At 74.0% G+C, this 21,107-nt stretch carries 14 protein-coding genes; 4 read left to right on the forward strand and 10 right to left on the reverse strand.

What is annotated here, in order from left to right:
- Window positions 1–28 precede the first annotated feature (28 nt).
- Window positions 29–2,155, reverse strand: coding sequence for a glycogen debranching N-terminal domain-containing protein (locus ACFCY1_RS25850; RefSeq protein WP_375876204.1), 2,127 nt, complete (start codon window positions 2,153–2,155; stop codon window positions 29–31).
- A gap of 762 nt (window positions 2,156–2,917) precedes the next feature.
- Here ACFCY1_RS25850 and ACFCY1_RS25855 point away from each other — a divergent pair.
- On the forward strand, window positions 2,918–4,231 hold the full coding sequence (locus tag ACFCY1_RS25855) for an alpha/beta fold hydrolase (protein WP_049660525.1): 1,314 nt from the start codon (window positions 2,918–2,920) through the stop codon (window positions 4,229–4,231).
- 34 nt (window positions 4,232–4,265) lie between these two features.
- Here the strand turns inward: ACFCY1_RS25855 and ACFCY1_RS25860 are convergent, their stop codons facing one another.
- Window positions 4,266–5,834 carry a DUF4192 family protein gene (locus ACFCY1_RS25860; RefSeq protein ID WP_375876186.1) on the reverse strand — a complete coding sequence of 523 codons (1,569 nt, stop codon included), beginning with the start codon at window positions 5,832–5,834 and terminating at the stop codon, window positions 4,266–4,268.
- A 229-nt stretch (window positions 5,835–6,063) separates the two neighbouring features.
- Here ACFCY1_RS25860 and ACFCY1_RS25865 point away from each other — a divergent pair, with 229 nt between their 5' ends.
- Both ACFCY1_RS25865 and ACFCY1_RS25870 read left to right on the forward strand, forming a co-directional pair.
- Window positions 6,064–8,259, forward strand: coding sequence for a RecQ family ATP-dependent DNA helicase (locus ACFCY1_RS25865; protein WP_375876187.1), 2,196 nt, complete (start codon window positions 6,064–6,066; stop codon window positions 8,257–8,259).
- A 363-nt stretch (window positions 8,260–8,622) separates the two neighbouring features.
- Complete coding sequence (locus ACFCY1_RS25870) at window positions 8,623–9,342, forward strand: hypothetical protein (protein ID WP_375876205.1); 720 nt, start codon at window positions 8,623–8,625, stop codon at window positions 9,340–9,342.
- 133 nt (window positions 9,343–9,475) lie between these two features.
- Here the strand turns inward: ACFCY1_RS25870 and ACFCY1_RS25875 are convergent, their stop codons facing one another.
- The 3 genes from ACFCY1_RS25875 to ACFCY1_RS25885 form a co-directional block, all read right to left on the reverse strand.
- A complete protein-coding gene (locus ACFCY1_RS25875) occupies window positions 9,476–10,129 on the reverse strand; it encodes a hypothetical protein (protein WP_375876188.1) in 654 nt (217 codons plus the stop codon).
- A 101-nt stretch (window positions 10,130–10,230) separates the two neighbouring features.
- Complete coding sequence (locus tag ACFCY1_RS25880) at window positions 10,231–10,929, reverse strand: ribonuclease HII (protein ID WP_375876189.1); 699 nt, start codon at window positions 10,927–10,929, stop codon at window positions 10,231–10,233.
- Window positions 10,930–11,057: 128 nt separating this feature from the next.
- Entirely contained in the window at window positions 11,058–11,663 is a 606-nt protein-coding gene (locus ACFCY1_RS25885; RefSeq protein ID WP_375876190.1) for a TetR/AcrR family transcriptional regulator, read from the reverse strand.
- A gap of 410 nt (window positions 11,664–12,073) precedes the next feature.
- Here ACFCY1_RS25885 and ACFCY1_RS25890 point away from each other — a divergent pair, with 410 nt between their 5' ends.
- Window positions 12,074–13,621, forward strand: a complete 1,548-nt coding sequence (locus tag ACFCY1_RS25890) for an MFS transporter (RefSeq protein WP_049653101.1) — start codon at window positions 12,074–12,076, stop codon at window positions 13,619–13,621.
- A 135-nt stretch (window positions 13,622–13,756) separates the two neighbouring features.
- Here ACFCY1_RS25890 and ACFCY1_RS25895 read toward each other — a convergent pair whose 3' ends face one another.
- The 5 genes from ACFCY1_RS25895 to ACFCY1_RS25915 all read right to left on the reverse strand — a co-directional run bounded on the left by ACFCY1_RS25895 (window position 13,757) and on the right by ACFCY1_RS25915 (window position 21,052).
- Window positions 13,757–15,280: a DUF4153 domain-containing protein gene (locus ACFCY1_RS25895; RefSeq protein ID WP_375876191.1), complete on the reverse strand. Its 1,524-nt coding sequence runs from the start codon at window positions 15,278–15,280 to the stop codon at window positions 13,757–13,759.
- 541 nt (window positions 15,281–15,821) lie between these two features.
- Complete coding sequence (locus tag ACFCY1_RS25900) at window positions 15,822–16,814, reverse strand: carbohydrate ABC transporter permease (RefSeq protein WP_375876193.1); 993 nt, start codon at window positions 16,812–16,814, stop codon at window positions 15,822–15,824.
- Complete coding sequence (locus tag ACFCY1_RS25905) at window positions 16,811–17,863, reverse strand: carbohydrate ABC transporter permease (protein ID WP_117489729.1); 1,053 nt, start codon at window positions 17,861–17,863, stop codon at window positions 16,811–16,813. Before ACFCY1_RS25905 ends, ACFCY1_RS25900 begins: the two co-directional genes overlap by 4 nt.
- 251 nt (window positions 17,864–18,114) lie before the next feature.
- A complete protein-coding gene (locus ACFCY1_RS25910; RefSeq protein WP_117489727.1) occupies window positions 18,115–19,503 on the reverse strand; it encodes an ABC transporter substrate-binding protein in 1,389 nt (462 codons plus the stop codon).
- Window positions 19,504–19,837: 334 nt separating this feature from the next.
- Complete coding sequence (locus ACFCY1_RS25915; protein WP_375876194.1) at window positions 19,838–21,052, reverse strand: cytochrome P450; 1,215 nt, start codon at window positions 21,050–21,052, stop codon at window positions 19,838–19,840.
- Window positions 21,053–21,107 lie beyond the last annotated feature (55 nt).

The raw sequence follows: 21,107 nt of genomic DNA on the forward strand, positions 1-21,107 counted from the left end.
GGACGGGCGGTGGCGGGCCGCGGCGGGCTCAGCGGGCGACGAGTTGCAGGTCCTCGGACGCCTCCTCCACCATCGCCACGCCGATCCGGCTCACCCGGACGGAGAAGGGCTCGCCCGCCACCCGCAGACCGGTCAGCTCCAGCTCGCCGAGCGGTGCGGTGCTGGCCGGGCGGACCAGCACCCGGCCGCCCGGGACGTCGGGCCGGACCCCGGCGAGGGCGAACACCGCGTGCACGGCACCGGCCGCGGAGACCGCCGCCGGACGGCAGGCGGCCGGGTGCGGCACCGGCGGGCAGCCGGGGGTGCGCTGCTCCCCCGCGTACATCTCCGGCAGGCGCCCCTCGAAGTGGGCGCTCGCGGCGAGCAGGCCCTCCAGCAGGGTGCCGGCCTCGTTCTCGTGACCGGCCTCGGCCAGTCCGGCGACCGCCAGCGCCGTCTCGTGGACCCGCACCGCGCCGCCGCGGTGGCCCAGCGGGTTGAAGCGGAGGGACTTGGCGCTCAGGGTGCGCAGGCCCCAGCCGCTGTCCAGCTCCGGCGCGACCAGGCGCTGGGCGAGCAGCCGGGTCTGCTCGCGGTCCAGCAGGCTCTCGTGCCGGCCGCCGTCGACGGCGAGCCCGGTGTCCAGCAGGTGCACCAGGGAGGAGGCGACGGCGGGCAGCGGCTGGCCGCCCGGGGCCAGCCCGGCCGCGGGGCGGCCGCCGGAGAGGTCGTCGACCCAGAACCGCTCGCGGAAGCGCCGACGCAGCGCGGCGGCCCAGCCGCGCCAGTCCTCGGCGCCCGGTCGGCCGAAGGCCTCCAGCAGCTCGGCCCCGTGCAGGGCGGCGCGGTGGGCCTGCGCCTGGACCTCGGCGCGGGCGGCGACCGGGTGGGCGGAACGCTCCTCTGCCGGGCGGCTCAGGTCGGTGACGAAGCCGTCGACCAGACCCTCCCGCAGGGCGGCCAGGGCCCGCTCGGCGGTCGGCAGCAGCTCGGCGACCTCGGCCGGGGGCAGGCCCCAGCGCCAGGCCTCGGCCAGCACGGTGACGAACAGCAGGGTGGCCTCGGTGGCCGTGCAGGTGGGTGGCAGCTCGGGACCGCCGTGGCGCAGGGCGCCGGGCAGCAGGCCCTCGGTGCGGCCCGGGGCGGGGGCGAGCTGCTGACGGCGGGCCAGCGCCCGGAGGGTGCCGGCCGCCAGCCGGGTGCCGAGCGGCAGGGTCAGCCGGGCGGCCCAGAGCGCGTCGGCCGGGGCGAGGCCGAAGCGCCAGGGCGCTCCGGAGGCCGGGTAGAGGTCGGTCGGGCGGTCCGGGTCGGCGAACAGCAGCCCGCCGAGGGCGTCCAGCGAGCGGGAGACCAGTGGGGCGGCCCGGGTGTCGTCGCTGCGGACCTCCGGCTCGGACCAGGGCAGTGGCGCGCCGGTGCCGCGGCCGCCCGGCGGGCGCGGGCCGCCGGCGGCGGTCTCCAGCTCGGTGTGCAGCTCGACCGACCAGCGGGCGCCCGGCTGGACCTCCAGGTCCCAGCGGAGCACGCCGGCGCCGGCCAGGACGGCGTGCGGGGAGGGCTGGGCGCTGACCACGGCGCTGTGCACCGGGCCCGTCCAGCGCAGTCCGGCGGACTGCACCTGCCCCGGCAGGTCGGGCTGGCGGTGCCCGGCCGCGATCTCGGCGACCGGGCCGAGGTCGGTGCCGAGGGCTATCTCCAGTGGCAGCCGGGCGGGCCGGGGACCGGTGTTGCGCACGACCACGGTCTCCACGCCGTCCGCGTGCCGCAGCCGCTCGACGGTGAGTGCCGGATCCGGGTCGAGGTCGCCGGGGATGCGGACGGCGCCGAGGAAGCGGGCCTGGGCGGTGCTGGTCAGAGTGCCCTGGAGCGGCAGCGGCTCCATGCCGCCCAGCCGCAGCTCCATCCGGGCGAGCACCCGGACGCCGTTGCGGTAGAAGCCGTGCAGGCCGTGGCCGCGCAGCTGGCCGTCGGGGCCGGAGGCGGCCATCGCCGGGGCGTTGACGCAGATCACCGCGTGGTGGACGGCGGGCGGCTGCGGCCGCGGCGGGGCCGCGGCTCGGCCCGGGCCGAGCGGTGCGCCCGCGGGCCCGGCTGCCGGGGCCTGGTCGTGGCGGCCCACCGGCCTGGGCGGCGCGCCGACCACGCTCTCGGCCGGCATGGCCTGTGGTGGCCTCATGGCGGTCACCGGACTCTCCTCCCCTCGGCGGTCCGGTGGCCGGGTCAGGCCGGTGGGCCGCGAGCATGCTCGATCGCGTGCTGATGATGCCGGGCCGGCGGGGCCGTCCCGTCGGCGGGTGTGCCGTTTCTGGCCGTACCCGGTGACGGGTCGTGCCATGCGGTGCTCGGTACCGGGCCGGTACCGGCGCGCCGCGCCTTCGTTCCCGGGGCCCCTCGCCGTGGCCCGGCACGCCGTCAGGTCCGGCGGCCCGGTCGGCCGGTGACGCCCTTCCCCCGCGGCCCGCACCCGCCGTGACGCTCGGCCCCCTGGTGGCCACCGGTCATGGTGCCGCACGCGGCCGCCGACGGCTGCCGGTGTCCGGGCGCTCTGGTCCGCACCGCCCGGTGATCGGCCCGCCCGAACCGGGCGGAGACCCCCGGAGTGAACGCCGCGCACCGCCACCAGGTCACGCCCCGCCGCTGCGCCGCTGGTCGGGACAGTTCTGCCGGGCGGCCGTACAGCTTCCGTCGGAACGTCACCGGGGCCTCGGCGCGGGCGCGTCACCGTCCGCGATCCGGGGCCGGCACTCGTCTTGCGGGCCGCCGTCGGGCCCGCTCGGGGCGGTCGTCGGCCGGGGTCGGCCGACCGGTCGGACGGACGGGGCGGTCGAACCGGTGCTCGACCGCCGCCAGGATACGGTGCGGGGGTCGCGGCCCCCGCACCCGGTGACCCCGTGAACCGCGACGCCATCGCTGTGACCAGCAGAGACCGAGGAGTTGCATGTCCACCATCAGCCGGCTGCCCGGGATTGTCACGACCGACCACGTGTTCCAGCTGCCGCTCGACCACGCCGCCCCGCAGGGCGAGCAGATCGAGGTGTACGCCCGCGAGGTGGTCGCCGCAGGCCGCGAGCGGGCCGACCTGCCCTGGCTGGTCTACCTCCAGGGCGGGCCGGGCGGCAAGGCCGCCCGGCCGCTCGGCCGGGACTCCTGGCTGGAGCGCGCCCTGGACGACTACCGGGTGCTCCTGCTCGACCAGCGCGGCACCGGGCGGTCCACCCCCGCGACGCGGCAGACCCTCGCCCGGCGCGGTGGTCCGCAGGAGCAGGCGGACTACCTGGCCCACTTCCGCGCGGACTCGATCGTCCGGGACGCCGAGCTGATCCGCGAGCGGCTGCTCGGCGCCGACCGGCGCTGGAGCGTGCTGGGCCAGAGCTTCGGCGGCTTCTGCACCCTCACCTACCTCTCCATCGCCCCCGAGGGCCTGACCGAGGCCTTCATCACCGGTGGCCTCTCCGGCCTCGGCAGCTCGGCCGACGACGTCTACCGCGCCGCCTACCCGCGGGTGGTCGGCAAGAACGAGGGCCACTACGCCCGGTTCCCGCAGGACGTCCAGGCGGTGCGCCGGATCGCGGCCCACCTCGCCGACTCCCCCGCGACCCTGCCTGACGGCGGACTGCTCACCGTCGAGGCGTTCCAGGCGCTCGGCATGCTGCTCGGCGGCGGCAGCGGCTCCGGCACGCTGCACTACCTGTTGGAGGAGGCCTGGGTGGAGGGCGCGGCCGGGCCCGAGCTCTCCGACACCTTCCTGGCCGGCGCCCAGGCGCAGCTCTCCTTCGCGGGCGGCCCGCTCTACGCGGTGCTGCACGAGTCGATCTACGGCCAGCGGTCGGTGGACCAGGGCGGCACCGCCTGGGCGGCCGAGCGGGTCCGCAAGGAGTTCCCGCAGTTCGACGCCCGGGCCGCGCTGGAGTCCGACGCGCCGGTGCTGTTCACCGGGGAGATGATCTACCCCTGGATGTTCGACACCGACCCGGCGCTGCGCCCGCTGAAGGAGACCGCGGACCTGCTCGCCGCCCGCACCGACTGGCCCGACCTGTACGACCGGGTGCGGCTGGCCACCAACACCGTGCCGGTCGTGGCGGCCGTGTACCACGACGACATGTACGTGGACACCGCCGACTCGCTGGAGACCGCCCGCGCGGTGCGCGGCCTGCGGACCTGGATCACCAACGAGTGGGAGCACGACGGCCTTCGGATGAGCGGCGGCACGGTGCTGGACCGCCTGATCAAGATGGCGCACGGCGAGGCGTAGCGGCCCTCGGGCCGGCGCCGCGGCGCGGAGCGGCTCAGTGCGCACGGTGGCCTCCTCCCGCCGCCCGCCGGACGCCCCGGCAGCGGTGGTGGCCGGTCCGGGCGGCGGCGGGCACGCAGGCCGCCGCCCGGCCGAGCCGCAGGCCCCGGGCGAACCGCTCCCCGGCCACCCTGGCGTGCCCGGGCGCCACGGCCCGTCCGGGCGCCGACAGCAGGGCGACCGCCCCGGCACCACCGCCGTCCGGCTCCGGGCCTCCCGAGCCGTCCGGGGCGCCCTGACCCGGATCCGTCGGTACCGACGCCGTGGACGAGCCCTTCCGGCGACCGCCACGCCGGTGCCGCCGCGCGCCGGCCGACCGCCCGGGCCGCTCACCGGGGGCCTCGCCGGCGCCCGGGGCGGCGGGCCCGGGACCCGCGTCGTCGCGGAGGGGCGCCCCCTGGGCGGGCGGCGGCACCTCGGCGTTCGGCGCTCCGCCCGCCGGAGGCCGCGGCTCCTCGCCCGGGACCGTGGCGTCCCCGGGCTCCTCGCGCCGCCGGCGCTGGGCCTCGACGGCGGCCAGCAGCCCCTGGGGCGTCATGCCGTCGTTGAGCGACTCGTAGAGCAGCTCGGCCAGCAGGTAGCCCGGGGCGAGCCGCAGGACGTGCCCGAGCACGACCCGGGCCGTCGCCGTGTCCCCGGCGACCCAGGACGTCCAGGCCAGCAGGGTGAGCGGGGCCACCGCACAGCCCTCGTACGGCGGCACGGCCCTCCGGGCGAGGAAGCGCCAGAGCCGCTCGGCCGGGGCCAGTTCGTCGGGCCTGGCGTACTCGACGCCGCGGTCCCGCACCAGGCGGTCCCGCAGGGCGAGCAGCAGCTGGGCCGTCCGGTCCGCGTCGAGTTCCCTGGCTCCGGCCCGGAACTCGGCGAAGGCCTGGTCGAGCAGGGCGAGGCGCTGCTCCCTGGCGAGGGCGTCCACGGCCTCGGCCCGGGCGAGCGCCTCGCGCTGGGCGGCGTCCGCCGGCGGACCGACCGGGTCCAGCCCGCCGATGATGGCCTTGCGGCTGCCGCGCGGCACCAGGCCGGCCACCGTCGCGGCGGCGGCCGCCGGACCGGGCTCCGGGCTGCGCCGCACCGGATTGCCCGCCGCGTCGCAGCACCCGTCGCCGCGGCAGAGGAAGGACCACCAGCGGCCGTCCGAGACGCACAGCGCCTCCTTGACGGCCACGCCCCGGCGCCCGAAGGCCGCCCGGAGGACCTCCGCCAGCGGCCGCAGCCCGTCCACCACCGGCGGGGCGTGGGCCGTACCGCGGTCCTGGCAGAGGTAGAGGAGCACCTGGAGCGGCCGGGCGCCGTGCCGCTCGGAGAGGGCGACCAGCAGGGCGGCCGTCTCCTCCGCCGCGGCCGGCCACTGCGCGGGCGACCGCGGCAGGTCCGCCCGGATCACCCCGCCCTGGTGCAGGCCGGGGCCGTGGAGCCCCACCGCGACGATGCTGTCGTCGGGGTAGAAGCCCAGGAAGTACGGAAGCAGCTCGGCCATGTCGGCCGGGCCGCGCATGACGACCTGCCGGTGGTCGGAGGCCGGTCCGAGGGACAGAATGACGTGTTCGTTGTTCATCGCGTTCATGGCCGCAAGAGTGGACGCAATCCGCGAACGATGTCGGAACCGACTTTTTTCCTGTGGATAACTCCGCCCCCGAATTTTCCCTCACTCATTCGGAGCAGGCGACACTCCCTCCCGCGAGTGGATTTTGACCGCCGTTCAGCGGATCAGCGGATGAAATACACCCCGCCTTCCCCCGTCTCCGCTCCCCGGCATTCGTCGCTTGTCGGCGGTACGGGGTTACATGGACGCCATGCAGCAGCCCGACATCCACACCACCGCCACCGCCGACCGCGCCGAGGTCCGGGCGCGGGCCGAGGCCGTCCTGCGCGAGCTCGCCGGCCCCGGAGCCACCCTGCGCGAGGACCAGTGGACGGCCATCGAGGCCCTCGTGGTCGACCACCGCCGCGCCCTGGTCGTCCAGCGCACCGGCTGGGGGAAGTCCGCCGTCTACTTCATCGCCACCGCCCTGCTCCGGGCCCGCGGCGCCGGGCCGACGGTGATCGTCTCACCGCTGCTCGCCCTGATGCGCAACCAGGTCGAGTCGGCTGGCCGGGCCGGCATCCAGGCCCGCACGATCAACTCGGCCAACACCGACGAGTGGACCGCGATCCAGGAGGAGGTCGCCGACGGGAAGGTCGACATCCTGCTGGTCAGCCCCGAGCGGCTGAACAACCCGGACTTCCGCGACCAGGTGCTGCCCGAGCTCGCCGCCTCCACCGGCCTGCTTGTGGTCGACGAGGCCCACTGCATCTCGGACTGGGGGCACGACTTCCGCCCCGACTACCGCCGGCTGCGCACCATGCTCGCGGACCTGCCGCCCGGCGTCCCGGTGCTGGCCACCACCGCCACCGCCAACGCCCGGGTCACCGCGGACGTAGCCGAGCAGCTCGGCACCGGTACCACCGACGAGCACGCCCTGGTGCTGCGCGGGCCGCTCGACCGGGAGAGCCTCACCCTGGGCGTGCTCTCCCTGCCCGACCCGGCGCACCGCCTCGCCTGGCTGGCCGACCACCTCGACCGGCTCCCCGGCTCGGGCATCGTCTACACCCTGACGGTGGCCGCCGCCGAGGAGGTGACGGCCTTCCTGCGCGAACGTGGCTTCCCGGTGGCCTCCTACTCCGGCCGCACCGAGGACGCCGAGCGCCGCACCGCCGAGGCCGACCTGCTGGCCAACCGGGTCAAGGCGCTGGTCGCCACCTCCGCGCTCGGCATGGGCTTCGACAAGCCCGACCTCGGCTTCGTGGTGCACCTCGGCTCGCCCAGCTCGCCGATCGCCTACTACCAGCAGGTCGGCCGGGCCGGGCGCGGAGTGGACCGGGCCGAGGTGTTGCTGCTGCCCGGGCGCGAGGACGAGGCGATCTGGCGCTACTTCGCCTCGCTGGCCTTCCCCCCGGAGGATCAGGTGCGCCGCACCATCGACGCGCTGGCCGAGGCCGGCCGGCCGCTCTCCACCGCCGCTCTGGAGCCCCGGGTGGACCTGCGCCGGGCCCGGCTGGAGACCATGCTCAAGGTGCTCGACGTGGACGGCGCCGTCCGCCGGGTCAAGGGCGGCTGGACGGCCACCGGCCAGAGCTGGGAGTACGACACCGCCCGCTACGCCAAGGTCGCCGCCTCCCGGGAGGCGGAGCAGCGGGCGATGCGCGACTATGCGGCGGGCACCGGCTGCCGGATGGAGTTCCTGCGCCGCCAGCTGGACGACGAGGAGGCCGCGCCGTGCGGCCGGTGCGACAACTGCGCGGGGCCGCTGCACACCCCGGACGTCTCCGCCGAAGCGCTGGCCGCCGCCCGGGCCGCGCTCGGCCGCCCGGGCGTGAGCTTCGAGCCCCGACGGCTCTGGCCGACCGGGATGGACGCGCTCGGGGTGCCGCTCAAGGGCCGGATCCCGGCGGGCGAGCAGGCGGAGACCGGCCGTGCGCTCGGCCGGCTGTCCGACATCGGCTGGGGCAACCGGCTGCGCACCCTGCTCGCCGAGCAGGCGCCGGACGTGCCGGTGCCCGGCGAGGCGGTGGACGCCCTGGTGGCGGTGCTCGCCGACTGGGCCCGCGGTCCGGGCGGTTGGGCCGGGCCCGCGACCACGGAGGGGGCCCGGCTGGACCGGCCGGTCGGCGTGGTGACGATGGCCTCCTCGGCCAGGCCCCGGCTGGTCGGCAGCCTGGGCACGCGGATCGCCGAGATCGGGCGGCTGCCGCTGCTCGGCCGGATCGAGTACGCCGGCGGGCTGCCCCCGCACGGCGCCCGCAGCAACAGCGCTCAGCGGCTGCACTCGCTGGCCGGCGCGCTGGTCCTGCCACCGGAGGTCGAGCAGGCGGTGGCAGCCGCCGGTGGGCCGGTGCTGCTGGTGGACGACCTCGTCGACTCGGGGTGGACGGTCACCGTGGCCGCCCGGCTGCTGCGCCGGGCGGGGGCGAGCGCGGTGCTGCCGCTGGTGCTGGCCGTGCAGGGGTGACCCGAAGCCGGAAAACCGGCGAAGGAGCCCTCTCGTTCACTCGAATGGCCCAACAGAAAGGATCAAGCGAAGCGATTTCGATCACACCGGTCGAACGGCCCGAGAAAGGAGTGGTCACCGTGCCGATGACGGCTCACCCTGCCCTCCGGGCGCTGTGGATCAAGGCTCGGCGGCACCTCCACGGCGTTCGGGCGACCGTGGAACATATCCGGCAGACCATGGGCTATCGGATGGCGTTCATCATTTCATCGTTGCCGCTCCGCCCCCGATGCCCCGAGAATTGGGGGGTACCCGAAATCCGGTCCGCTGGACCCGCCCTTCGGCGTACCCAGGCACCCGCCTGCCCACGGGCCAGGAAGGAGGATCGTGATCAACGGTATCGGCCGAGGTCAGAATCCCTTCTCCGGGAGCCCGGAACCCAGACGGGTGCTGGACCTGGAGACCTGGACCGCCTCGGGGATCCCGTTGCTGCGCGACCCGCGCGAGTTCGTCGTGGAACTGCACCAGCGCCACCTGCCCCAGCCGGGCACCGTCGTGGTCGCCGTCCTGGACGCGCTCCACCACCTCGCCGCCTCGGCCTCGTTCACCCCCTGGCCGCACGACACCGACGGATGGCAGCACCGCAACGCGCTGCTGGCGAACCTGCGCCGGATCATCCCGCACGACCTGCGACTGCCCGAGCCGACCCGGACGGCCCTACTGCTGCGCTGCCGCGACGGCGCACCCGGCTGGACGGCGCAGGACGGCGCCTGGATGTGGGCGCTGCGGGACGCGTCCGCACTGCACGGACTGCGCTGCGGGGCGTACATCGGACTCACCCCGGCGGGCTGGCAGGTCCTCGGGGACGGTCGGGGCGGGCGCAAGCCGCACTCGGGCTCCTGGGCCGAGGGGCCGGTGCACACCGTGACGGAACTGCCGCCGCGTTCGGCCCTGGAGGCCCCGCGCGGCCAGCGGACCCGCCTGCTGGCGGCCGACCAGGCCAAGCGCGGCGAGGACACGGCGCGCTCCCCGCAGTCCGAGCCCCCGTGGGCCGCGACGCGGGCCGCGGCGGCCGAACCGACCCGCCGTACCGGCACACGCTGAGTCCGCGGCAGCCCTCGGCCGTCGGGCCGTCAACACCGGCCTTCGACAACGGCCGTCAGCCACCGGGGGCCGCGGGACGGACCTCGGGCCCGGCACCGTACGGCGGCGCCGGGCCCGAAGTGGACGGCTGTGGTCAGGCCTTGCCCGGGCGGCCCGGCGTGGTTCCGGCCGCGCCCTTCGCAGCCGGGCCGGCGTCGCCGCAGACCACCAGCAGCGCGGTCGCGTGGTCGAGCGCCTTGGCGTACGCCTCGGCGGCTCGGGCGGATGGTCCGCCGTTGACCACCAGGACGACCACCTCGCGACGGACCGGACGGGTCAGCGCAGCGTCCGCGTAGAACACGTCCCCGCCCTCCGCGAGCTGCGCCCAGTAGCGCTCCTCACCGAAGGACAGCTCGTGCTGCTGCCAGGGGTGCGCTTCGCCGACCGTCAGCACCAGGATGTCGCCCGGGTTGCGGCCGGACTCCAGCAGCAGGTCGACCGCGTCGTCGGCGCGCTCCACCGCCTGTGCCGGGGTGGCGGCGATCCGCTGGACCTCCACCCGCGGTTCGGCGGGGGCCGGGCGGCGCGGTGCCGGCCCGGGCTTGGGGACCAGTTGCGGCGGGCCCGGACGGGCGGCGCGCGGCGGGCCCGGGCGCGGGGGCGCCGGACGGGGTCCGGGCACCGGAGCCGGGGCGACGACGGTGGTGGGTGCGGTGGCGGGGGCTTGTGCGTCCGACTCGCGGAGGAAGGGAACGCCGGGGCCCGGGAGGCTCTCGTGAATCTCCGGCTCCTCGGGGAAGACAGGCATACCCGGATATCTATCAAATGCCGGTCGGACGCGCACGGGCACCCCACCCCTTGGGCGCCGGCCTCCTGCCGCCCCCTCCCTGGGCAATTCCAGACGGACCGTCAGAAACCGAGCGTCAACTGTTCGTCGGCGGACCCCTGGCCGTCGCCCGCACCATCCCGAACGCGCTTGAGATGGCGCCACTTCGGCAGTCCGTCCATGTACGCCCAGGAGAGCCGGTGGTGCTCGGTGGGGCCGAACTCCTCCAGTGCGGCACGGTGCACCGGGGACGGGTAGCCGGCATTGTCGGCGAAGCCGTAGTCCGGGCACCCCTCGCCCAGTTCGGCCATCAGGCCGTCGCGGTGGACCTTGGCGAGCACCGAGGCGGCGGAGACGCAGATACAGGACTGGTCGCCCTTGATCACCGTGCGCACCCGCCAGGGTCCGCCGAGGTAGTCGTGCTTGCCGTCCAGGATCACCGCGTCGGGTTCGACCGGCAGCGCCTCCAGCGCGCGGACGGCGGCCAGCCGCAGCGCCGCCGTCATGCCGAGCTCGTCGCACTCCTGCGGGGTGGCCTGCCCGAGCGCGTACGCGGTGACCCAGTCGGCGAGGACGGGTGCGAGCGCGCGGCGGCGCAGCTCGGTGAGCAGCTTGGAGTCGGTCAGCCCTTCCGGCGCCTTGCGCAGACCGGTGACGGCCGCGCCCACGGTGACCGGCCCGGCCCAGGCGCCGCGCCCGACCTCGTCGAGACCGACGACGATCTTGGCGCCGGCCCGGCGGAGCGAGCGTTCGACGGAGTGCGTCGGGGGGACGATGGGCATGGCGTAATCCGTTCAGCGGGGGCAGCCTCCAGCCTAAGCCCGCTCACGACCGCCGAATCCGCCTCCCGGGAGGCCGGGTCCGGGGGAGGCGCCGGGTCCGGCAGCCCCCGGGCCCGGCAGCGACCGTCTCAGGCCCGGATCATCGGCTCCAGCACCTCGTCCACCAGCCGACCGGCGAACCCCGGCCCCATGTTCTCCAGCCCGCGGATCTTGACCTGGTAGAGCAGCACCGCCGGAATGACGTCGGCCACCAGCGGGGTGGCCGCACCGGGCCGGACGTCACCGCGCTCGGCACCGCGACGCAGGATCTCCAGGATGGTCCGCGCGATCGGCTCGATGACCCGGTCGGTGATGAAGGCCTTGAAGACCTCGGCCCGCTCCTGGTCGATCTCGCCCATCAGCGCGTTGAGCGCGGAGCCCGTCGGGGAGCCCATCGCCTGCGTGAACCCCTCGATGAGCCGGTGGAGTTCATCACGCGCGGACCCGAGGTCGGGAGTGTCGTAAGGGTGTGGAAGAGTGGCGTCCAGGGCGTCGATGACGAGTTCGTCCTTGGACGCCCAGCGCCGGTAGAGCGCGGCCTTCCCGGTCCGCGCCGCGCCGGCGACCCCTTCCATGGTGAGCCGCGCGTATCCGCCGGAGGTGAGCTGGTCGAGGGCGGCTTCGAAGATCGCGTTCTCCAGTTCCTTCCCCCGGCGCCGCGCCGGCCGCGTCAGCGCCTGGCGGGCGGCCCGCACCGGACAGAAGCCCGGTTCGCCACCCGGCCCCGAGCCCGACCCGGCGCCCGACCCCCCTGGCGCCACCCCGACACCCTCCTCCCCCGGTCGAACGACCCCGGACCGGACAGCCCCGGACCGCACGGCCTCAGGCCGAAGGACCTCGGGCCGAACAGCCGCCTCTCCGGGCGCCGGCCCCGCCGAACCACCCGGCGACCGACCGGACCGGTCCGCCACCAGGCGTCGCACCAACCGCTCCATCGCCACCACCCTTAAGGAACGCTTGCGTTCACAATCACGGCCAGGATATCGTCCCGCTTAGTGAACGATCCCGTTCCTTCTCGGCCTGCGCAAGGGCGCAGTGCCATGCCCGGACCGGCGACTCCGCCGGCCCCGCACCGCCGAGCACATAGCCAGCAGGGGGCACATTCGTGGCTATCTCCGACACGCTCAGCAAGAACCCACCACCGCGGACGAACCAGGGGCGGGGCAAGGGCATCACCCTGACCGTCATCGCCGCCACCCAGCTCATGGTGGTCCTCGACGCGACCATCGTGAACATCGCACTGCCGCACATCAGGGACGCCCTGGGCTTCTCGACCACCGACCTGTCGTGGGTCATCAACGCCTACACCCTGACCTTCGGCGGGCTGCTGCTGCTCGGCGGTCGCGCGGGTGACATCCTCGGCCGCCGAAGGGTGTTCATCTTCGGCACCCTGCTGTTCGGCCTGGCCTCACTGCTCGGTGGTTTCGCGCAGGACAGCAGCCTGCTGCTGGCCGCCCGCGCGCTCCAGGGCATCGGCGGCGCGATCTGTTCCCCGACCGCCTTCGCCCTGATCGCCACCAACTTCGACGAGGGACCGGAACGCAACCGCGCGTTCGGCGTGTTCTCGGCGGTGGCGGGTTCCGGCGCCGCGATCGGCCTGCTGGCCGGCGGTCTGCTCACCGAGTACCTGAACTGGCGCTGGGTGTTCTTCGTCAACGTGCCGATCGCCATCCTGATCGCGATCGCCGCGCCGCGCCACATCGCCGAGTCCGAGCGCCACCCGGGCCGCTTCGACCTCCCCGGTGCCCTCACCTCGACGCTCGGCCTGGTCGGCCTGGTCTACGGGTTCATCCGGGCCGCCTCGGACGGCTGGTCGGACGGCATCACGCTCGGCTCCTTCGCGGCCGGCGCGATCCTGCTCGCCGCCTTCCTCGTGGTCGAGAGCCGCACCGACCAGCCGATCACCCCGATGCACCTGTTCGCCAACCGCAACCGCACCGGCGGCCTGGTGATGATGCTCTGCCTGGCGGCGGCCATGTTCGGCATCTTCTTCTACGTCGTGCTGTTCGTGCAGGGTCCGCTCGGCTACAGCCCGCTGAAGGCCGGCGTCTCCTTCCTCCCGATCAGCGTCGCGATCATCATCGCCGCGCAGATCGCCTCCAACCTCCAGGCCAAGTACGGCCCGAAGCCCTTCATGGCGGGCGGCGCGCTGCTGGTCACCGTCGGCCTCACCTGGCTGACCCAGATGAGCAAGGACAGCGGCTACCTGGACGGGGTCCTCGGCCCCACGGTGGTGTTCGGCTTCGGCATGGGCCTGATCTTCGTCCCGGTGATGCTGCTCGCGGTCGCGGGCGTCCCGGGCGAGGAGACCGGCGCCGCCTCCGGCCTGCTCAACTCGATGCAGCAGATCGGCGGTTCGCTCGGCCTGTCGATCCTGACCACGGTCTTCGCGCACTACGCCACGGCCGAAGCCGCCGTGCAGCTGCCGAAGTTCATGGAGAGCGCGAAGCCTGAGCAGCTGGCCTACCTCCAGCAGCACCACGAGTTCCCGCAGGGCACCGACGCCGCGAACACCGTGCTCACCCAGGGCATTTCGCACGGCTTCATCGTGGGCGCCGCGCTCGCGGCGGTCGCCCTGCTCGTCGCGGTCTTCGTGATCAAGGCCAAGGCCAGCGACCTGCCGAGCGGCTCCTCCGCCGTCGCGATGCACTGACACCGTCACCGTCACCGTGCGCCGACGCCGTAGGTGACGGACCGGCGCCGCACGACGCCAAGGGCCGGCCGGGAGCAGCATGCTCCCGGCCGGCCCTACCGCTGTCCGCGGCCCCCGCCTCCACCCTCGGGCGGCCTACCAGGCCTCGTACGCCAGCCCCGCCTGATCGCAGGCCGTACGGCCGACCGTCGTCGAGTCGACCCTCGGCCGCTCCGCCAGGATCTCCCGGGCCCGGGTGGCCGCGAGGTTGGTCGCGTACCAGGGCTTCGACCCCGCCCCCAGGCCCTGCCCGATCAGCTGCAGCGCACAGCTCCGCTGCGGCTCGGGGAGCCGGTCCAGGGCGGGTACCGCGTCCGCCGAGAGCCCGCGGACGTTGCGCAGGTCGATGGCCGCGGCGCGCGGGTCGCCCCGCAGGGCCTGCTCGTACCGGGTGACGTTCTGCTCGGCGACGATCGCGTCCGGGCCCATCAGGCCGTAGACCGCGACGGTGAGCATCCCGCTGAGGACGACGACGCGCGGCAGCCAACCGGCACGGCGGATCAGCCCGGCGGCGATCAGCAGCAGGAAGACGGCACCCAGCCAGACCTCGACCACCAGCACCCAGAGCCGCAGCCGGGTGAGCCCGGAGGCGTCCACGTAGAACCACATCCGGCCGAGCGCCGAGGCCACCACGGCCAGCGCCAGCAGGCAGAGCAGTCCGAGCAGGATCCGCGCCACCCGGCGGTCGGCCACGGTGGTGCGCGGCGCCCAGCGGTTGGCGACCGCCACCACGACCAGCGTCAGCACGGTGATCACGCTCAGCTGCCAGAAGCCCTGCCGGGCGTACTCGGAGCGGCTCATCCCGGTGTTGCTCAGCACGGCGTCCGCGCCACCGAGCACCACCACGGCCTGGATCACCGCGAAGACACCGAACATCAGGTTCAGCGCGATCAGCGGAAGCGCCCACTCCAGCCGCCGCCGCTCCCGGCCCGGCCGGATCACCGTACGGTCCCAGCGGCGCGGGCCGGCGGCCATGTGCGCGAAGCCCAGCACGGTCACCGTTCCGAGCACGAACAACGCGCCACGCCCCGGGAGCTGGTCGAGGTCGAGATCCGGGCTGAGACCGCCCAGCAGATCCGCCATGGCGGCGTCGGCGCTGGCGAACAGCAGGCCGAAGACGGTCAGCAGGGCGGCCGCGACCCCGAGCGCCTTGAGCACCGGGACGATCCGGTCGCGGCCGGGCAGCGGCCGCCGGTCCATGCTCTCCCAGACCCAGACCACCGAGGACACCAACTGCCACACGATGCCGGGCAGCGGGAACAGCACACCCGGCCAGCGACGGCCGCCGTGCAGCGCCAGCGAGGCCAGCGCCAGCGCACCGACCACGGCCGGCACCGCGGGCCAGCCGGCGTCCCACCGGGCCGGGACGGCGAGCAGGGCGAGGGCGAGCAGGCTCCACACCGCCGTCCAGGGTCGGATCCGGCGCCCGGCCGTCCGGGCTGCGATCCCCGCCCCGACGGCGGTGGCGGCGCCGAGCAGCAGCAGGTTGGGCCCCAGGCCGTCGTAGAGCAGCCAGGCCGTCAGCAGGCCGGTGAGCAGGGCCGCCAGGAGGATCTTGGGGGTGGCCCCCGCCCGGCGCTCGGGGGCGCTGGGGCCCAGCCACGCAGGGGGCGAGGGCACGGCCACGCCGGGCGCCCGGCCCGGGCCCGGCCTGCTCTGCGGGCGGGTGCCCGCCGGGCGGTACGGACCGTACGGGTCGAACGCGTCGTACGGGTTGGACGACTCGGTCGGCCCCGGCGCGACTGGATCGGGCGACCTGGTCGGGTCGGGTGACCCAGTCGGCCTCGGCGTGACCGGATCGGGCGACCTGGTCAGGTCGGGCGACTCAGTCAAGTCGGATGACCCAATCGCCCCCGACGCGATCAGGTCGGGTGACCCAGTCAAGTCAGGTGACCCAGTCGGATCGAGCGACTCAGTCGACCCCGGCGCGATCAAGTCGGGCGACTCGGTCGGACCGGGCGAATCGGACGGGGCAGGCGTGGACGGGCCTGGCATGAGTCCCCCTCAGTGGTCGGCAGGCATGCGGACGGCACCCATCGGGCGGTCCGCGGACCGGCGCGCTCAGCGCCCGGCCGCTGCCGACTGTAGACCATTCTGAACAAGTTCAAAAATCGGTTTCGAACGCGTTCAGAACGCCCTCTCCACCACAGGACTCCCCTGGCTACCCCTTCACCGATCCGGCCAGCAGCCCCCGGACGAAGTAGCGCTGGAGGCTGAAGAAGACGATCAACGGAACGATGATCGACAGGAACGCCCCGGCCGTGAGCAGCTCCCAGCGCCCGCCGAGGGAGCCGGACAGCTGCGCCAGTCGCACCGTCATCGGCGCCACCTCCGGTGTGCCGCCCGCGAAGGTCAGCGCCACCAGCAGGTCGTTCCAGACCCACAGGAACTGGAAGATCGCGAACGAGGCCAGCGCCGGGGTGCACAGCGGCAGCACGATCGAGCGGAAGATCTTGAAGTGCGAGGCGCCGTCCACCACCGCGGCCTCCATCAGGTCGCGCGGCAGCTGGGCGATGAAGTTGTGCAGCAGGAACACCGCCAGCGGCAGCGCGAACATGGTGTGCGCCAGCCAGACCGGCGCGTAGCTGCCCTTCAGGTCCACCGCCGGGATCAGCGTCAGCGAGCCCAGGTGCGCACCGCCGGCGAACAGCCGGAGCAGCGGGATGAGCGCCATCTGGAGCGGCACCACCTGGAGCGCGAACACCGTGAAGAAGACCGCGTCGCTCCCCCGGAACCGCACCCAGGCCAGCGCGTACGCCGCCATCGCCGCCAGTGCCAGCGGGAAGACCGTCGCCGGGACGCCGATCGCCAGCGAGTTGACCAGGAAGGGCATCAGGCCGGTGGAGGCGCCGGACCCGCCCTCGAACAGCACCGAGTGGTAGTTGCCGAGGCCGAGGTCCGGATGGAGGAAGGCATTCCACCACCCGCTGGCCGTCACGTCCTGCTTGGGGCGCAGAGAAGTCACCAGCAGGCCCAGCGTCGGGATCGTCCAGAGGACCGTCATCGCGATCACGAACACCGAGGCCAGCGGACTGCTGAAGGCCTTCCGCACCGGCGGCACCGACCGCGCCGACTTCACCGGCCGCGATGACCGCGCCGACTTCACCGACCGCACCGACTTCGCCGGCCGCTCCCGGCCGCCCGTCCCGGTCACCGGACCTCACGCTCCTTCCGCAGCTGCACGATGTTGTAGGCCACCAGCGGCAGCACCGCGAGGAAGAGGAGCACCGCGAGGGCACTGCCCCGGCCGGAGTTGAACTGCACGAAGGACTGCGAGTACATCTCGTTGGCCAGCACCTGGGTGCCGAAGTTGCCGCCGGTCATGGTGCGGACGATGTCGAAGGCCTTCAGGGTGATGATCATGACGGTGGTCAGTACGACCATCACCGTGGTGCGGATCATCGGCACGGTGACGTACCAGAACAGCCGCACCCCGCTCGCGCCGTCCAGCCGGGCCGCCTCCACCACCTCGTCCGGGATCGCCTTGATCGCCGCCGACAGCACCACCATCGCGAAGCCGGTCTGCACCCAGACCATCACCGCCATCAGCAGGAAGGTGTTCAGCGGCTGCGAGAGCAGCCAGTTCGGCGGATCGTCCCAGCCCACGGCGACGGCGAGTTGGCTGAGCAGGCCGATCTGCGGCTGGCCCGGCCCGCGCGACTCGTAGACGAACTTGAAGATGATCGACGCGCCGACCAGCGAGATCGCCATCGGCATGAAGATCAGCGACTTGTACACCGACTGGCCGCGCATCCGGTCGACCAGCAGCGCCAGCACCAGCCCCAGCCCGGTCGCCACGAGCGGCGCGACCACCAGCCAGAGCAGCGTGTTGACCAGCACCTTCTGCACCGAGTCGGAGGTGAGGGCCCAGCCGAAGTTCTCACCGCCGACAAACCGGGTGCCGTCGTCGTTCTGGAGGCTGAGGTAGACCGTGCGGACCAGCGGCACGACCAGGCCGACGGCCAGCAGCAGCACCGCCGGGCCGAGGAACACCGCGACCGCCAGCGGCCGGGCCAGGCGGCCCCGGGCCCGACCGGCGGCCAGGAAGACCACCAGCAGGATGCCCAGGAAGCCCGCGACGGCGCCAAAGGTGTTGCCGAACTTGACCGCCGCGTCGTTCCAGGAGCCGACCGCCAGGTTCTCGGCGACCAGCCTCCCAGCGGCCGATTCGGCGACGGGTGACGGGAATCCGGTTACGGACATGGCTGCGCTTCCCTTCGGGTGTGGTGGGAAGGGGGGCGGGCGGTGCGGGTGGGTGGCCCCGCACCGCCCTCGACAGGTGGTCCTCGGTGTGCCCGACCCCCGGGAACCGGCTCCTCGGTGTCGGCCCCGGAGGCCGGCGCCGGGCCCAGGACCGAAACCGGGGCCAGGGCCAACTCCGGGGCCAACTCCGGCTCCGGCTCCGAGACCAGCCCCGGAACCAGCCCCGGAACCGAGCAGGACGGACGGCCCGGCTACTGCGGCCAGGCGGCGTCGATGTCGGCGGCGGTCTTCTGGATCGACTGCCCCTCGGCGAACCAGGCGGTCAGCGACTTCCACTCCTGCCCGGCGCCCACGGCGGCCGGCATCAGGTCGGAGCCGTCGAATCGGAAGGTGGCCGACGGGTCCGTCAGCGCCTCCGCCGACAGCTTGTCGATCGGGTCGGTGTAGAGGCTCTTGTCCACGCCCTGGTTGGCCGAGACCCAGCCGCTCGCGGTCTTCACCCGGCTGCTCGCCCAGTCCGAGCTGGACAGGTAGTTCTGCACCGCCTGCACCTCGGGCCGGCCGGAGAAGGCCGCCAGGAACTCCCCGCCGCCCTCGACCGGGTTGGCGACCGACGGGTTCACCGCGGGCAGGTGGAAGGCGAAGACGTCCCCGTCCGGGCCGACCTTGGTGCCCTTGGGCCACTGCGCCTCGTAGAAGGAGGCCTGCTGGAGCATCAGGCACTTGCCGCTCAGGATCGGCGTGCCCGCGTCCTGGAAGGTGGTGGTGGCGATCGACTTCACGTCACCGAAGCCCGCGTTGACCCAGGCCGGGTTCTGCATCCAGTCGGCGACCGTCTTCATCGCGGTGGTGATCTTCTGGTCGGAGAACTTCACCTGGTGGCCGACCCACTGGTCGTACACCTCGCCGCCGTACGAGCCGAGCACCACCTCCTCCAGCCAGTCGGTGGCCGGCCAGCCGGTGGCCGTCCCGGAGGCGATGCCGCCGCACCACGGCTTGGCGCCGCCGGCCTTGGCGATCCGGTCGCTGAGCGCCATCAGGTCGGTCCAGGTCTTGGGCACGTCGTAGCCGGCCGCCGTGAAGGCCTTCGGCGAGTACCAGACCAGGGACTTCATGTTGGCGCTCATCGGGGCCGCGTAGTAGGTGCCGTTGACCGAGCCGTACGTCTTCCAGATCGGGCTCCACTTGTCCTGGTTGGCAACGGTCTGGGCGGGCGGCTTCACCACCTTGCCGCTCTTCACCATCTGCGCCAGCAGGCCCGGTTGCGGGATGATCGCGAAGTCCGGGGCGTTGCCGCCGGAGACCCGGACCGGCAGCTGGGACTCGAAGTCGTTCGAGCCCTCGTAGCTGATCCTGATCCCGGTGCACTTGCTGAACTCGGCCCAGGACTTCTCCAGGTTGTCCGACTCCGGGCTCAGGATCGAGGCGAACATCGTCACGGTGGTGCCCGAGTGTCCGGCGTACGGCTGGTACCTGGCGCAGTCGCCGGACAGCGAGGCGGCCGATCCGCCTCCGCCGCCACCCGAACCGCCGGAGCTGTTGGAGCAGGCCGCGGTCAGCGCCAGTGCCGCCACCAGGACGGGCACGGCGGCCAGACGGCGGCGGGAACTCGATTGCGGCGCGGTCGGGTTGAGGGTCAATGCGGTTCTCCTCGCCAGGGCATGCTGCCGACGGTGGGCTGAACGACATTGCGCTGTACCGGAGATGGGCCTACACGGGGATCGCGGACAGGTTCACGGGAACGGAATCGCGGAACGGGATCACGAGCGGGATCACGAGCGGACGGCGGCCGGACTGATCGAAGACGTTAACGCAGCCGCCGCCCCCCGCCAAGGTCCCCGTTCGACCTTCACAAGCCGGTGTCCCGACCGTGACCCGCGACCGGAAGCCGAAGGCCCCGACCGGACGTCCACCCGGACGTCCAACCGGACATCCGCCGTAAATCCAGTCAGGGCCTTGCGATATGACCGAACGTCAGAAAAGCCGCACCGGCAGCTCCAGCAGGCTGTTGACCACCAGCGAGGGGCTCGGCCGCAGGTCCGCGTCCGGCACCGCGAGCGACAGCCCCGGGAAGCGCTCGAACAGCGCGGGCAGCGCGACCCCCGCCTCCAGTCGGGCCAGCGGGGAGCCCGGGCAGACGTGCGGGCCGTGGCCGAAGGACAGGTGGCGGGACGGGTCCCGGGTGATGTCGAAGACCTCGGCGGTCACCCCGTGCTGGAGCGGGTCGCGGCCGATCGCGTTGTACGAGACCAGCACCGGTTCACCGGCCGGGATCACCACCTCGCCGACCGGTATGGGCTCGGCGGCGAACCGGAACAGGAAGTTGCTGGTCGGCGGTGTCCAGCGGAGCGACTCCTCCACCACCGCGTCCCAGGACACCTGTCCCGAACGCACCAGTTCCAGCTGGTCCGGGTGGGCCAGCAGGGCCCGCACCGCGTTGCCGATCAGGTTCACCGTCGTCTCGTGGCCGGCCGCGATGATCACCCGCAGGGTGGCCGCCGCCTCCGCGTCGCTCAGCGCCCCGCCCTCCGTGTCGGCCGCCAGCAGCACGCTCGCCAGGTCCTCGCCGGGAGCTGAACGACGCTGCGCCACCAGGCCGTTGACGAAGGCGTTCAGCCCGGCGACGGTCGCCTGGATGCCCTCCGGGTTCGGCTTGATGCCGAAGAACCGCTCGTACAGGTCGCGCAGCAGGCCGTGGTCCGACTCCGGCACGCCCAGCAGCGAGCAGATCACCGTCATCGGCAGCGGGAAGGCGAAGGCCGTCTTGAGGTCCACCAGCGGCTCGCCCGCCTCCAGGGCGTCCAGCAGCGCGTGGGTGATCTCCTCGACGCGCGGACGCATCAGCTCCACCCGGCGCGGGGTGAAGGCCTGCGCGACCAGCGCCCGAAGCCGGCGGTGCTCGGCCCCGTCGGTGGTCACCATGCTCGGGCCGGGCACCGCCAGGCCGATCAGCGGCCAGGTCTTCGGGACCTCGCCGCGCTGGTAGGCCGCCCAGTGCGCGGCGTCCTTCACGAGCCGGGCGTCCGTGAGCAGGTCACGTGCGGCGGCGTGCCGCGTCACCGCCCAGGCGGCGACCCCGCCGGGCAGCTCGACCGGCACCACCGGGCCGGCGGCCCGCAGCAGGGCGCCCTCGGCCGCGTTGTCGCGGGCCAGCGGGTCGAGGGCGATTCGGGCCGGGGCAGCGGTCATCGACGTCTCTCTTTCGAAGCTCTGGAGAAGCTCTCTCGAAGCCTTTCGAAGCCAT

Source organism: Kitasatospora sp. NPDC056273 (assembly GCF_042268845.1).
Taxonomy (GTDB): Bacteria; Actinomycetota; Actinomycetes; order Streptomycetales; family Streptomycetaceae; genus Kitasatospora.

Coding starts and splice junctions, on each gene's coding strand:
- ACFCY1_RS25880 (WP_375876189.1), bottom strand. CDS start 10,929: ATGCCCATCGTCCCCCCGACGCACTCCGTCGAACGCTCGCTCCGCCGG.
- ACFCY1_RS25860 (WP_375876186.1), bottom strand. CDS start 5,834: ATGAACGCGATGAACAACGAACACGTCATTCTGTCCCTCGGACCGGCC.
- ACFCY1_RS25875 (WP_375876188.1), bottom strand. CDS start 10,129: ATGCCTGTCTTCCCCGAGGAGCCGGAGATTCACGAGAGCCTCCCGGGC.
- ACFCY1_RS25855 (WP_049660525.1), top strand. CDS start 2,918: ATGTCCACCATCAGCCGGCTGCCCGGGATTGTCACGACCGACCACGTG.
- ACFCY1_RS25865 (WP_375876187.1), top strand. CDS start 6,064: ATGCAGCAGCCCGACATCCACACCACCGCCACCGCCGACCGCGCCGAG.
- ACFCY1_RS25915 (WP_375876194.1), bottom strand. CDS start 21,052: ATGACCGCTGCCCCGGCCCGAATCGCCCTCGACCCGCTGGCCCGCGAC.
- ACFCY1_RS25850 (WP_375876204.1), bottom strand. CDS start 2,155: ATGAGGCCACCACAGGCCATGCCGGCCGAGAGCGTGGTCGGCGCGCCG.
- ACFCY1_RS25905 (WP_117489729.1), bottom strand. CDS start 17,863: ATGTCCGTAACCGGATTCCCGTCACCCGTCGCCGAATCGGCCGCTGGG.